Origin of the sequence: Candidatus Halocynthiibacter alkanivorans, assembly GCF_003333265.1 — a bacterium.
Classification (GTDB): Bacteria; Pseudomonadota; Alphaproteobacteria; order Rhodobacterales; family Rhodobacteraceae; genus Halocyntiibacter_A; species Halocyntiibacter_A alkanivorans.
Genome location: NZ_QOLB01000089.1, coordinates 61,931 through 76,419 on the forward strand (window position 1 = coordinate 61,931; position 14,489 = coordinate 76,419).

The 14,489-nt window shown below is 61.8% G+C and carries 10 protein-coding genes; 8 read left to right on the plus strand and 2 right to left on the minus strand.

Translation table 11 applies throughout. The features are described from left to right. Positions 1–24: 24 nt before the first annotated feature. From DWA01_RS10540 to DWA01_RS10555, 4 genes are all read left to right on the plus strand, one after another. Positions 25–1,707, plus strand: coding sequence for an NAD(P)H-dependent oxidoreductase subunit E (locus DWA01_RS10540; RefSeq protein WP_114285797.1), 1,683 nt, complete (start codon positions 25–27; stop codon positions 1,705–1,707). Beyond that, positions 1,704–4,481: a formate dehydrogenase subunit alpha gene (fdhF, locus tag DWA01_RS10545; protein WP_114285798.1), complete on the plus strand. Its 2,778-nt coding sequence runs from the start codon at positions 1,704–1,706 to the stop codon at positions 4,479–4,481. Before DWA01_RS10540 ends, fdhF begins: the two co-directional genes overlap by 4 nt. Before the next feature lie 370 nt (positions 4,482–4,851). Continuing rightward, a complete protein-coding gene (locus tag DWA01_RS10550) occupies positions 4,852–5,322 on the plus strand; it encodes a GFA family protein (RefSeq protein ID WP_114285799.1) in 471 nt (156 codons plus the stop codon). A 131-nt stretch (positions 5,323–5,453) separates the two neighbouring features. After that, the gene (locus DWA01_RS10555; protein WP_114285810.1) at positions 5,454–6,332 is read left to right on the plus strand and encodes a DMT family transporter; all 879 of its coding nucleotides are present in this window, start codon (positions 5,454–5,456) and stop codon (positions 6,330–6,332) included. 66 nt (positions 6,333–6,398) lie between these two features. Here the strand turns inward: DWA01_RS10555 and truA are convergent, their stop codons facing one another. Then, complete coding sequence (gene truA, locus DWA01_RS10560; RefSeq protein ID WP_114285800.1) at positions 6,399–7,178, minus strand: tRNA pseudouridine(38-40) synthase TruA; 780 nt, start codon at positions 7,176–7,178, stop codon at positions 6,399–6,401. A 173-nt stretch (positions 7,179–7,351) separates the two neighbouring features. Between truA and DWA01_RS10565 the strand changes: the two genes are divergently transcribed. Further along, entirely contained in the window at positions 7,352–8,761 is a 1,410-nt protein-coding gene (locus DWA01_RS10565; RefSeq protein ID WP_200832547.1) for a YcjX family GTP-binding protein, read from the plus strand. A gap of 235 nt (positions 8,762–8,996) precedes the next feature. Next, entirely contained in the window at positions 8,997–10,061 is a 1,065-nt protein-coding gene (locus DWA01_RS10570) for a YcjF family protein (RefSeq protein WP_114285801.1), read from the plus strand. A gap of 39 nt (positions 10,062–10,100) precedes the next feature. Here DWA01_RS10570 and DWA01_RS10575 read toward each other — a convergent pair whose 3' ends face one another. Next, positions 10,101–10,526, minus strand: coding sequence for a group III truncated hemoglobin (locus DWA01_RS10575; RefSeq protein WP_114285802.1), 426 nt, complete (start codon positions 10,524–10,526; stop codon positions 10,101–10,103). A gap of 365 nt (positions 10,527–10,891) precedes the next feature. Between DWA01_RS10575 and ileS the strand changes: the two genes are divergently transcribed. Further along, entirely contained in the window at positions 10,892–13,807 is a 2,916-nt protein-coding gene (gene ileS, locus DWA01_RS10580; RefSeq protein ID WP_114285803.1) for an isoleucine--tRNA ligase, read from the plus strand. Between the two features lie 408 nt (positions 13,808–14,215). Continuing rightward, positions 14,216–14,489 (plus strand): methylated-DNA--[protein]-cysteine S-methyltransferase (locus DWA01_RS10585; RefSeq protein ID WP_419186995.1); only part of this gene is annotated, 274 nt, incomplete at its 3' end.

Genomic DNA, 14,489 nt, shown 5'->3' on the forward strand with positions numbered 1-14,489 from the left:
CTCCCGCGTAAGAAAGAGCCAGTTATGGATCAGCCAGCCAAGCGCAATACCATGCGTCGTGATATCAGCCTGCCTAAAGGCCGGCAGGTGGAAGAAACCGCGTCCGCCGAAGTGGGTGCACTTCTGGGCGACATGCCCCGCCGCCGCGATCTTCTGATCGAAGCGCTGCACCTGATCCAGGACGGCACCGGCCAGCTGTCCGCCGCCAATCTGGCCGCTGTGGCTGACGAGTTCCGCATCGGCCAGGCCGAAGTGTTTGAAGTCGCCAGCTTTTATCACCACTTTGACATAGTCAAAGAAGGCGAAGCGGGTCCGGCACCCCTGACCATCCGCGTCTGTGACGGGCTGTCCTGTTCCATGGCGGGTGCTGACACCATCATCAACGCGCTCAAAGACGTCACCGACGCCAGCCAGATCCGGGTGCAGAACGTGCCTTGTATTGGCCGTTGTGACACCGCACCTGCCGCTCAGATCGGCAAACGTGCGGTCGATAATGCGACAGTGCCGATTCTCGTCGATCTGGCCGCGCGTGGCGAAGTCATCGTCGAAATCCCGGACTATGAAGACCTCGCCGCTTACCAGGCCAAGGGCGGCTATAAAATGCTGGCCCGCGTGCTGGCCGGCGACATCACCGCCGATGAAGCCGTGTCCACCATGTCAGACGCCAATCTGCGCGGCCTTGGCGGCGCCGGATTCCCGGCCGGCCGCAAATGGGGTTTTGTGCGCGGTTACCAGGCGCCGCGTCTGATGACCATCAACGGCGACGAAGGCGAGCCCGGCACTTTTAAGGACCGCTGGTGGCTGGAACGCCAGCCCCACCGCATGTTTGAAGGCGCGCTGATCGCCGCCCATGTGGTCGGTTGCGATAAAATCTACATGTATATGCGCGACGAATACCCTGCCGTGCTGGAAATCCTGCACCGCGAACGTGATGCGCTTGAGGCCGCCGGTCTGCTCTCCACCGGGTTTGAGATCCGTCGCGGCGCCGGCGCCTATATCTGCGGCGAAGAAAGCGCGATGATCGAAAGCATCGAAGGCAAACGTGGCCTGCCGCGTCACCGTCCGCCCTATATCGCGGAAAGAGGCCTGTTTGGCCGTCCGACCCTGAACCACAATATCGAAACCCTGGCCTGGATCCCCGACATTCTGGAAAACGGCGCCGACTGGTTCTCCTCTCAGGGCCACAGCGACAAGCACCACGGGCTGCGTTCCTTCTCGGTCTCCGGCCGCGTTAAAGAGCCCGGCGTGAAACTGGCGCCCGCCGGTATCCCGCTGATCGACCTGATCAACGACTATTGCGGCGGCATTGCCGAGGGTCACGACTTCAAAGCCTTCCTGCCCGGTGGCGCGTCTGGTGGCATCTTCCCGGCCTCCATGGCCGACAAAGCGATGGATTTCGGCAGCTTTGAACCCTTTGGCGGTTTTGTCGGCTCCCACGCGGTGGTGATCCTGTCCGATCAGGACGACATCCGTGGGGCAGCGCTGAACACCATGGAATTCTTTGCCCATGAAAGCTGCGGCCAGTGCACCCCGTGTCGCTCCGGCACCGAAAAAATGGTCTCCCTGCTGAAAGACGGCAGCCGCGACACCGATCTGATGGGCGACCTGATGATGGTGATGCGTGACAGTTCCATCTGTGGCCTCGGCCAGGCGGCGGGCAATTGTGTTGCCCATCTCATCGAATTTTTCCCCGAGGATCTGTCATGAGCGACTCCATCAAATTTGAACTCGACGGAAAAGAAGTCGAAGCGGCCGCCGGCGAAACCATCTGGCAGATCGCCAAGCGCGAAGGCACCGCCATCCCGCATCTCTGTTTCAAAGACAGCGATGAATACCGCTCGGACGGCAACTGCCGCGCCTGTATGGTGGAAGTGGACGGCGAACGTGTGCTTTCCGCCTCCTGTCAGCGCCTGCCTTCAAACGGCATGAAAGTCTCCACCGGTGGCGAACGCGTTGAAAAGAACCGTAAAATCGTCTTCGAACTGCTGGCCTCTGACATGCCAGCGCGTGAGTTAAGCCCCGATCCCGAAGCGCATTTCTGGACCCAGGCCGAACTGGCCGGGCTCGATGAAACCCGCTTCCCCTCGACCCGTCCCGGTGCCAAATCGGAAATCCCGGTCGACAGCATCTTCCGCGACGCGTCCCACCCCTCGATCGCCGTCAACCTCGACGCCTGTATCTCGTGCAACCTGTGTGAACGCGCCTGTCGCGAAGTTCAGGTCAATGACGTGATCGGCATGGGCCACCGCGGCTCCCATGCGCTGCCGGTGTTTGACCTTGACGACCCGATGGGCATCAGCTCCTGTGTGGCCTGTGGTGAATGTGTCCAGGCCTGCCCGACCGGCGCGCTGATGGAAAAAACCGTTCTCAATGAGGACAACACCAAACGCGAACTCTACGCCGACGAGGTGATCAAATCGGTCTGCCCGTTCTGTGGTGTGGGTTGTCAGACCGAAGTCTCGGTCAAAGACGGCAAGATCATCAAAGTCGACGGCGCAGCAGGCCCCGCCAACCGTGGCAAGCTCTGCATCAAAGGCCGCTTCGGCATGGATTACGTCATGTCGCCCAAACGACTGACCAAACCTTTGATCCGCCGCGACGATGCGCCCAAAGCCGGCGATATCGATCTGACCTTCGCCACCCTCAATGACGTCTTCCGCGAAGCGACATGGGAAGAGGCGATGGAACGCGCTGCCGGTGGTTTCAAGAAGATCCTCGAGAAAGACGGCAGCCCGGCACTTTGTGGTTTTGGCTCCGCCAAAGGCTCCAATGAAGAAGCCTACCTGTTCCAGAAACTGATCCGTCAGGGTTTTGGCACCAACAACGTCGACCACTGCACCCGTCTGTGTCACGCCTCCTCGGTGGCCGCACTGATGGAAGGTGTCGGCTCCGGCGCGGTGTCCGCACCCTTCACCGCTGCAGATGATGCCGATTGTATCATCGTCATCGGTTCGCGCCCCGAACAGAACCACCCGGTCGCCGCGACCTATTTCAAACAGGCGGCCAAGGCTGGCAAAACGCTGATCGTGATGGACCCTCGTGGCCAGCGCCTGATGCGCCACGCCACCCATTCGGTGCTGTTCAAACCTGGCCGCGACGTGGCGATGCTGAACGCGATGATCAATGTGATCATCACCGAAGGCCTCTACGACCAGGACTATATCGACGCCAATGTTGACGGCTTTGAAGCGCTGAAGGCGAAAACCGTCGACTTCACCCCCGAAGCGATGGAACCGATCTCCGGCGTGCCTGCCGACCAGATCCGCGAAATCGCCCGGCTCTATGCGACGTCAAAGCGTTCGATCATCTTCTGGGGCATGGGCATTTCCCAGCACGTGCACGGCACCGACAATGCGCGTGGTCTGATCGCGCTGTCGCTGATCACTGGCCAGATTGGCCGTCCCGGCACCGGCCTGCACCCACTGCGCGGCCAGAACAACGTTCAGGGCGCCTCTGATGCCGGTCTGATCCCGATGTTCTTCCCCGATTACAAACCGGTGGAAAGCGACATCCTCGCCAAATATGAGGACGCCTGGGGCCGCACGCTCGATCCTGTGCGCGGTCTGACCGTGGTTGAAATTATCCACGCGATCCATGCGGACACGATCAAAGGTATGTATGTGATGGGTGAAAACCCTGCCATGTCCGACCCGGATCAGCGTCACGCCCGTGCCGGTCTGGCCAAACTGGAACACCTGGTGGTGCAGGATATCTTCCTGACCGAAACCGCCTGGCATGCCGATGTGATCCTGCCAACGTCTTCCCATGCGGAAAAGGTCGGCACCTTCACCAACTCCAACCGTCAGATCCAGATGGGCCGTCAGCTGATCCCGCTGCCCGGCGAAGCCCGCCCCGACTGGCAGGTGATTTCCGATCTTGCCGCCGGCCTGGGTCAGGACTGGGGGTATAACGACATCTCCGACGTGTTCGCGGAAATGGCCAATATGATGCCCTCGTTCAACAACATCAGCTGGGAACGGCTGGAGACGGAAAACGCGGTCTGTTACCCGGTCAAAACCCCCGGTGCTGACGGGCAGGAAGTCATCTTTACCCAAGGCTTCCCCACCGCATCTGGCCGCGCCAAAATCGTGCCCACCGATCTGATGCCGCCCAATGAGCTGCCGGACGAAGACTTCCCGCTGGTGCTGACCACCGGACGTCTGCTGGAGCACTGGCACACCGGCTCAATGACCCGGACTTCTGAGGCGCTCAACGCCCAGGAACCCGAAGCCATCGTTGGTATGCACCCGCGTGACATCGGCCGTATGGGCTTTGAACGTGGCCAGCAGGTGACCGTTGAAACCCGCCGTGGCGAGGTCACCCTGACCCTGCGCGCCGACCGGGATGTGACTGAAGGCATGTTGTTCATGCCGTTTTGTTTCCGCGAAGCGCCGGCCAATGTGCTGACCGATGATGCGCTTGATCCGGTGGGCAAAATCCCCGAGTTCAAATTCTCCGCCGCCCGGATCCGCTCCGCGTAACCCGGCCCGGACCTGAATACTGGAACGCCGCTGCCCCACCGGGTGGCGGCGTTTTTTATGACGGCTATTTCCGCGCCTCAGACTGTGTCCGCATTCCCACCGCGTGCACTCTGTCCCTCGCATGGCGGCGTTTTCTGTGACGAGGAATTGCGCGCCCCTGGCCGTGTCCGCTTTTCCACCGCGCGCGCTCTGTCCCACAGGTGGCAGCGTCTTCATTGACGGAGATTTTCGTACTGGTGACTGCGGTTGAAGTCCCGGCGGCAGAACCTGTCCCCGGCTTGGCGGCGATTTTTATGGCACTGGTCGACAGATTTGGCATTCCCATTTGCGGCACCCTGACCCAGGGTGGCCGCAAGCAAAGGATGCATTCATGACCGTTAGTGCAAAAACCAACACTGCCCAAACCAACACTGCCAAAACCTACACCGGGGCCTGCCTCTGTGGTGCCGTCCGCTATTCTGTCCAGGGCCCGCCGGTGGTGGTGGCGCAATGCCATTGCGCGGAATGCCGCAAAATCAGTGGCGCGGGCCACAGCACCGGTGCGATGTTCCCGCTCACGGCGCTGAGCCTGCAGGGCGAAACGTCCACTTTCAGCTACACATCCGGTGCCGGAAACACCGTCACCAAAAGCTTCTGCCCCGGCTGTGGCTGCCCGATCATGGGCCAGAACAGCGGCATGCCGGGCCACGGCACCCTGACGCTGGGCAGTATGGAGAACGCGGAAGATCTCGCGGTGCAGGTGGTGATTTATTGCCGTGATCGCCCAATCTGGGACCAGGCAGACCCAGAGGCGGCCTGTTTTGAAACCCAGCCCGGCTGGAAACCTGAAGACGGCCTCTGACAGCGTATCTACCCAATAGTACCGATGACAAAATGCCACCCTTGCGGCGTGAGAAACAATTTGTGCAACGTGCGGCTCCTGGCCCAAAGTTGCACGGTAAAAAGATCATTTTAAAGAGACAGGGTCAGTTGATGGACAATACACGCGGCAGCCTGATGATGGTGCTGGCCATGGCCGGTTTTGCGCTGGAAGACATGTTCATCAAATCCGCCGCCGCGATGCTGCCGGCGGGCGAAATCATGCTGCTGTTTGGCCTTGGCGGCATGCTCATCTTCTGCGCCCTCACCCTGCGGCGTGGCGAAGCCCTGCTGCCGCGCGCCGCGTTCAGCCGGGCGATGGGGATCCGCGCGGTCTGTGAAATCACCGGAAGGCTGGGTTATACGCTGGCCATCGCGCTGGCACCGCTGGCCACCGCCTCAGCCATTCTGCAGGCAACACCGCTGGTGGTGGCAATGGGGGCGGCGCTGTTTTTCGGCGAACAGGTGGGCTGGCGGCGCTGGACTGCGATATTCGTCGGCTTTGCCGGGGTGCTGCTGGTGCTGCGCCCGGGTGTCGACGGTTTTGCCCCCAGCACATTGTTCGCACTTGTCGGCATGCTTGGTTTTGCCGGTCGCGATCTGGCGACACGGGCAGCACCGCCGGCGCTGAGCCATATGCAACTGGGCATTTACGGGTTTTTCATGCTGATCCCGGCCGGGCTGATCGCGCTGGCCTTTTCCGGCGGGCTGGTCCTGCCGACGCTGCTGGTGTCCGCCCAACTCACCGGGGCAACTGTGATCGGGGTTTACGCCTATTACGCGCTGACGGTGGCGATGCGCAGCGGCGAAGTCTCGGTGGTGGCGCCATTCCGCTATACACGGCTGGTGTTTGCGCTGGTGCTCGCCGTGCTGGTGTTTGGTGAACGCCCGGATATGCTGACGCTGGTGGGCAGCAGCATCATCGTGCTCAGCGGGCTCTATTCGCTGTTTCGCGATAAACGCGCCAGAAGACGTGCCAAAGCGCCGGTCTGAGTACCTCAGGCAGAGGTGACCAAACGGAGTGGGGCCTGGTCGGCCCCACGCTTTTTTCCTGGCGCATCACTGCTGGTTTTGGTCGAACGGGTCTTGCGGATACCCGACTCCGGCGAGGTAGAGACCCTGGGGTGGGCAGACCGGACCACAGGCGGCGCGGTCGCATGCCTCAAGCACTTGCCGGACCTCGTTGGGTTGCCAGGACCCGGCGCCCACGCGTTCCAGAGTGCCGACAAAGCTGCGCACCTGGTTGTGCAGGAAACTACGCGCCCGCACATAAAAGCGGAATTCGCGGCCATGGGGGTAGTCCTGCACCTCAACCCGCAGCTCATCCAGCGTTTTCACCGGGCTGTCGCTCTGGCACATGGTGGAGCGGAAAGTGGTGAAATCATGCAGCCCCAACAGGTGGTTGGCCGCCTCCTGCATCGCGCCGGCGTCAAGATCATGACCGACCTGCCACACCAGACCAGCGTCGTGCGTCACCGGCGCGCGGCGGCTGACGAGGCGGAACAGGTAGCGCCGTTCCACCGCGGAAAACCGGGCGTGAAAGTCATCCGCCACCTGCGCCACATCGACGATGGAGACCGGGTTGGGCTTCAGGTGGTAGTTCAGCGCCCCCGCCAGCCGGAACGGATCCCAGTCCTGCGCCATGTCACAATGGGCGACCTGGCCAAGCCCGTGCACCCCGGCATCGGTGCGCCCGGCGGCGCCAATGCCCGGCGCGTCGGGCTCCAGCCGGCAAATGGCCTCTTCGACCGCCTGCTGCACAGAAGGGTGTTGTTTCTGGCGCTGCCATCCGTGGAAGGGCGCGCCGTGATATTCGATCAAAAGAGCATAACGGGGCATGCTTTCCCATAGCGCGCCCGCGGCGGGCGGGCAATCCCTCAGCGGTGCTGTGAAGTCCCTCTGTGAAGACCGCTGTGGATTACTGTTGCAGGCCACTGGTGCTGTGGCCCTGCCATGCCTATGTTAATGCTTGTGACTTTTGACATTGTTAATTTGACGATGAGGGGCAGCCAGTGAGCCTTGGCGATATTGCAGACCGGGTGACGCGCCAGTTGGAGATGAGCCAGCGCAAGGTGCATCAGGCGTTGTTTGAACCGGTGGTGCGGCTCGGGGTGACCGGGCTGTCACGCGCCGGGAAAACCGTGTTCATCACTTCACTGGTGGCCAATCTGCTCGACCGCGGGCGCATGCCAGGACTTGGCGCCAACAGTGCGATCGAGGCGGCGTTTCTGCAGCCGCAGCCGGATGACACCGTGGCGCGGTTTGACTATGAAAGCCACCTGGCGGCGCTGTCAGATCCCGAGCCGCACTGGCCGCAAAGCACCCGTGCGGTGTCCCAGTTGCGCCTGTCCTTAAAGGTACGGCCGGGCGGGATTTTGGGTGCGCTGTCCGGACCGCGCACCCTGCATGTGGATATCGTGGATTACCCCGGTGAATGGCTGTTGGATCTGGCGCTTATGGAGCGCTCTTACGCCGACTGGTCCAAATCCACACTTGCACGTATCAGCCCGCGCGAAAGCGCTACGGGCTATAACGCTTTGTCAGACTTGACCGATTCCAATATTCCTCATGATGAAGCCACAGCCCGCAGCCTGGCGGAAAGTTTCACCGGCTATCTGCACAAGGCCCGCGCGCGTGGCTATTCCGACTGCACCCCCGGCCGCTTTATTCTGCCCGGGGATCTGGCCGGTTCGCCAGCGCTGACTTTTGCGCCGCTGGCCCGGCCTGAGCGGCCGGCGCGCGGCAGCCTGTGGCGGGAAATGGAACGCCGCTATAACGCCTATAAAAGCAAGATCGTGAAACCGTTCTTTCGCGATCACTTTGCCCGGATTGATCGTCAGGTGGTGCTGGTGGATGTGCTTGAAGCAATCCATACCGGTCCCAAAGCGGTCGAGGACCTGCGCCAGACCATGGCCGATATCCTCACCGCCTTCCGTCCCGGGCGCAACGCCTTTCTGACGCAGCTGCTGCGGGGGCGGCGGGTGGAAAAAATATTGTTTGCCGCCAGCAAAGCCGACCATCTGCACCATTTGCAGCACCCCCGGCTGAGCGCGGTAATCGAAGCCATGTTGCGCGACGCCCGGGACCGTGCCGATTTTGCCGGGGCCGAGACCCGCGCCCTGTCCATCGCGGCGATGCGGGCCACGACTGAGGAAGAGGTGCGCCATGACGGCCATATGTTGCCCTGTGTGCGCGGCCGGCTGGCCACCGGGCAACAGGCGGCGCTGTATCCGGGTGAGTTGCCGGAAGACCCGGCGCATCTGCTGGGCCCGGCGCGGGCGGGGGCGGGCAAATGGCTGGACACGGATTATGAATTCATGCGGTTTGAACCGGCGCGCCTCTGTCTGAAACCCGGCGAAGGCCCGCCCCATATCCGTATGGATCAAGTTGCCGAATTCTTGATCGGGGACAAATTGCGATGAGCCGGTTACCGCGCCCTCAAGGTGAAAACCCGCGCATTTTGCTCCGGATCTGGCCTGGCTCCGTGCCAAAATCACGACGCTTTACCTGCACATACCCCGCAATCCAAAACAATATTCGACCCTCATCCGGGCGATTTCGTGTGTTATTCCGATATAGAAGCGAAAATCCACGGTATGCCGCCGTCGCCGAAATTTTCATTCGACCCGCAACTGCGTTCTACAATGGAGCACCGCGATGACCCGTAAACCTGGCCCGGTTCTGTTCGAGATTGACGGTGAGGCCCCGTCGCCTGCCGATGCGCCTCAGGTTCCGGATCTGGGCCCGGAATTGGGGTCTCACTCCGCGCATCAACCCGGCGGCGCGGGGCGCGCCATGCAGGGTGTTGTGGCGCTGGCGGGCACACGCCCGTCGCGGCTTTTACGCTGGGCCTGGCGCCTGACCCTGACCTTGATGACGGTGGCGCTGGCGCTGTGGAGTTATGATTTCACCGCGGCGTTGATCGCCCGAAATGCGCTGCTTGGGTACGGCGTGCTGGGGCTCACTGTGGCGCTGGCGTTTGTGCTGCTCAGCATAGCATTGCGGGAATGGCTGGCCTTTGTGCGTCTGGGCAAGCTTGACAGCATCCGCACCCGGGCCAGTGGCGCGCTGGCGGACGAGGATCTCGCCGCGGCCCGCGCGGTGCTGGCAGATCTCGACAGGCTTTACGCCGGGCGGGTGTCGCTGACCTGGGGGCGCCAGCGGCTGGCGGACCGGCGCGATGATCTGTTTGACGCGGATCAGGCGCTGGCGTTGGCGGAGATCGAATTGCTGGCACCGCTGGACGCCGCCGCCCGCCGCGAGGTTGAGGCCGCCGCCCGTCAGGTGGCGCTGATCACTGCGCTGGTGCCGATGCCACTGGTGGATGTGATTTCGGCGTTGTCGGCCAACCTGCGCATGATCCGCCGCATTGCCGAACTCTATGGCGGCCGCAGCGGCACGCTGGGAAGCTGGCGGCTGACCCGGGCGGTGCTGACCCATCTGGTGGCCACGGGCATGGTGGCGGTGGGCGATGATATGATCGGATCTTTCGCCGGTGGCACCCTGGTCGGTAAACTGTCGCGCCGTTTTGGCGAAGGCGTGCTCAATGGCGCGCTGACCGCCCGCGTGGGTGTCGCCGCGATCGAGCTGTGCCGGCCCTTGCCCTTTACTGCGACCAAAGCGCCGCGGGTTTCCGCCATCGTCAGCACCGCGCTGGCCGGGTTGTTTGGCAGTGCAAAATCTCAGGGCGGGTCCGCGAGCAACGGTTCGGTCGAAAAGTAACGGATCAGCCAAACAGCGCGGCTGCCCAAAAACAGCGCCTCAGCCGAAAAGCGATGGCACGGCACCTTTGGGCCGGTCCCGGTCCGCGACACCCAGGCGCAGGCCGCGGCCGATCCGGTGCGCAAGCGCTGAAAAGGATGCTGCGGTGCGCCCCTCGGGGAACACCTCCGCCAGGGTGGCGTCAAAATGCGCCAGCCAGATCTCAAAATGCTCCGCTATCACCCCATGGGCGGCCAGGTGTTTTTGCATCGGATTGCCGCTGTAGCTGCGGTCAAACAGGATTGCGTTGCGCCAGAAAGCACCGATTTTGGCCTCGTGCTTCGGCCAGGGCGCGTCCTCCGCCCCGACATGGGCGGCAAACACCGGCCCCAGCACCGCATCGGCGCGCACCTTTTGATAAAACCGGGTCATCAGCAGGGCGATCTCATCAGAAGTGATATCAAAGCGGGGCGGCATGGCGGTCATAACGGGGCTCCTTTTGCCGGCAGCAATATCCGTGGGTTCTGCGCCGGGCACAAGGCGACATCTGCGCACAGGCGGGGGACGCGTTGCTGAATTCGTCCCGGTTGAGGCGGGGATCAACGGCGCGGTGCAGAGCCCCGGGTCGCGCGCAAAACAACGGTGGCTACCATTGTAAAAGGGGCCGGGCATAGCGGGGCTGGACGCTGCGCCGCCCGCGCCGTATAACGCCTGCATGATCCATGCTATGGTCCTCATAATTCGAATTATATACCCGGCGCTCTGACTGTCTGAGCCGCCGGGACAAGGCGTATGGAACACCCGCGCCGCCCCACATATTTCCATATCCCATCCGCCCAAGGACATATCCCATGTGCGCTGATACGCCTGAACTTCCCGACTATAAATCGACGCTGAACCTGCCAAAGACCGACTTTCCGATGCGCGCCGGCCTGCCCAAACGCGAGCCTGAATGGCTGGCCCGCTGGGCAAAAATCGGTGTCTACGACAAGTTGCGCGCCAAACAGGACCGCACGCCGTTCACCCTGCACGACGGCCCTCCCTACGCCAACGGCAACCTGCATATCGGCCACGCGCTGAACAAGATCCTCAAGGATTTCATCGTGCGTTCCCAGCAGATGATGGGGCGCGACGCGCGTTATATCCCGGGCTGGGACTGTCACGGTCTGCCGATTGAGTGGAAGATCGAAGAGCAGTACCGCAAAAAGGGCAAAGACAAAGACGACGTGGCGATTGTTGATTTCAGACAAGAATGCCGCAAGTTTGCCGAGGGTTGGGTCGGGATTCAGCGCGATGAGTTCAAGCGGCTCGGCGTCGATGGCACCTGGGACAACCCCTATCTGACGATGAATTTCCACGCCGAGCGGGTGATCGCCGAGGAATTCATGAAGTTCCTGATGAACGGCACGCTGTACCAGGGCTCCAAACCTGTGATGTGGTCGCCGGTGGAACAGACCGCGCTGGCCGAGGCCGAAGTCGAATATCACGACAAAGAAAGCTTCACCATCTGGGTCAAATTCCGGGTGGTTGAGACCGGGGACGCGGCGCTTGACGGCGCTCAGGTGGTGATCTGGACCACCACGCCCTGGACCATCCCTTCCAACAAAGCCGTAGTCTACGGCGCCGGCATTTCTTACGGTCTCTTTGAAGTCACAGAGCGTCCCGAAGAATGCTGGGCTGACGTGGGCGATCGTTTTATCCTTGCTGACAACCAGGCCGATGACGTGATGTCACGCGCCCGGCTGGACAAAACAATGTACCGCCGCGTTCAGGACGTCACCGCAGACGATCTCGCAAAGATCCGCCTGAGACACCCGCTGCACGGCGTCGAAGGCGCCAATGGCGAATGGGACGATCTGCGTGACTTCCGCGCCGCTGATTTTGTCTCTGACGAAGAGGGCACCGGATTTGTGCACTGCGCCCCAAGCCACGGTATGGAAGAGTTTGAACTCTATCGTGATCTCGGCATGCTGGAGCAGGTCATCACTTATAACGTGATGGATGACGGCCGTTTCCGCGCCGACCTGCCGTTTTTCGGTGGCAAAGCGATCCTCAAGCCCAATGGCAAAGAGGGCAACGCCAACCGGGCAATCATGGACAAGCTTGTTGAGGCCGGTGGCCTGCTGGCGCGCGGCAAGATCAAACACAGCTACCCGCATTCCTGGCGCTCCAAAGCCCCGATCATCTATCGCAATACACCACAGTGGTTCGTGGCGATTGACCGCAATCTTGACGATGGCATGGGCGATCTGGGCGACACCATCCGCTCCCGCGCCCTGACCGCGATCGACAAGGTCAACTGGACGCCGCAGACCGGCCGCAACCGGCTCTATTCGATGATCGAAACCCGGCCTGACTGGGTGCTGTCGCGTCAACGCGCCTGGGGTGTGCCGCTCAGCTGTTTCACCCGCAAGGGCTTGCTGCCCACCGACCCCAACTTCCTGCTGCGCGACCCGGCTGTCAACGCCCGCATCACCGAGGCCTTTGAGGCCGAAGGTGCGGACTGCTGGTATGTGGACGGTGCCAAGGAACGTTTCCTCGGCGCGGACCACAATGCGGACGACTATGACCAGGTGTTTGACGTGCTGGACGTGTGGTTTGACTCCGGTTCCACCCATGCATTCGTGCTGCGTGACCGCGAAGACGGCTCGGACGACGGCATCGCGGACGTCTATATGGAAGGCACCGACCAACATCGCGGTTGGTTCCATTCCTCGCTGCTGCAAAGCTGCGGCACCAACGGGCGCGCACCCTACCGCAACGTGGTGACCCACGGCTTTACGTTGGATGCAAAGGGCATGAAAATGTCCAAATCCATCGGCAATACCATTGTGCCCGAAACGGTGGTGAAACAGTATGGCGCCGATATTCTGCGCCTCTGGGTCGCTCAGGTCGACTACACCGCCGATCAGCGCATCGGTCCGGAGATCCTCAAAGGGGTTGCCGACAGCTACCGTCGCCTGCGCAACACCATGCGCTTCCTGCTGGGCTCTCTTTCAGAGTTCACTGAGGCCGACCGGGTTGAAGCAGAAGACATGCCCGAGCTCGAGCGCTGGGTGCTGCATCGTCTGGCCGAACTCGATCACCAGGTGCGCAAAGGCTATGATGCCTTTGACTTCCAGGGTGTGTTCCAGGCGGTGTTCAATTTCGCCACTGTCGATCTGTCGGCCTTCTACTTCGACATCCGCAAAGACGTGCTTTACTGCGATGGCGACACCCCGGAACGCCGCGCCGCGCGCACGGTGCTGGACATCCTCTATCACCGTCTGACCGCCTGGCTGGCGCCAATCCTGGTCTTCACCATGGAAGAGGTCTGGCTTGAACGTTACCCCGGTGACGAAAGCTCGCTGCACCTGACCGACATGCCGGCAACCCCTGCGGACTGGCTCAATGAGCCGCTGGCGGCAAAATGGGCCAACATCCGTCAGACCCGCCGTGCTGTCACCGCCGCGCTGGAAGTGCAGCGCCGCGACAAGGTGATCGGTGCATCGCTTGAAGCCGCGCCCATCGTGCATGTGCGTGACACCGAGGTGCTGGAGCTGCTGAAATCGGTGGATTTTGCCGATGTTTGCATCACCTCCGGTCTGACCCTGACCGGCGACCCCAGCCCGGCCGAAGCCTTCCGCCTGCCGGAAGTGGACGGGGTTGGCGTGGTGTTTGAAAAAGCCGATGGCGGTAAATGTCAGCGCTGCTGGAAAATCCTGCCCGATGTCGGCAACCACAGCCACGACGCCACCTGTGGCCGCTGCAGCGACGCGCTTGATTGAGGACTTGGAGTGATCACATTATTCCTGCAACTGTCAGCATATAGTGTTGCCAGTTGCGGGATTAGTAGGAGGAATTCCTGGTTTTGTATGTCGGGCAGCGGTCTGGATATGAACCGCGCCTGAGCTTGGGGAGGCGAGAAGCGCCTTCCCGGGGGGAAGGTCAGGCGGCCCGGCTGTGCCGGGCAAAAACTGATCTGTCAGTCGGGCCCAGTATGTCGGGCCCAGTATGTCGGGCCCAGTATACGGTGTCGCAGAAATCGCAGGCAACTGAAAATAAAGACCCCCGCCGGATCCCGACGGGGGCTTTTTTATGTGTGCTGGCGCGGCGCAGGTCGCAGCCAGGATTTTCGCATCGCAACCTCTTTGCGCCACCTTGTGCCCGTCCAAAATACACGCCACTCTGCCCCCATGCCCATTGCTTCCCTCAACACCATCGTCGGCCCGCTCTCTGTTCATGAGGAGGGTGGCGCAATTGTGCGCCTCAGCTGGGGGGACGCGGTGTCAGGGTCGGGGGCAGCGGCTGAGGTGGATGACACACCACTGCTGCGCGAGGCGCTGTTGCAACTCGCGGCCTATTTCGACCACCGTCTGACCACCTTTGATCTGCCCCTCCGTGTGGCGGGCTCTGATTTTCAACGCGCGGTTTGCGCCGCCATGTGCGCGATCCCCTTTGGCGAGACCC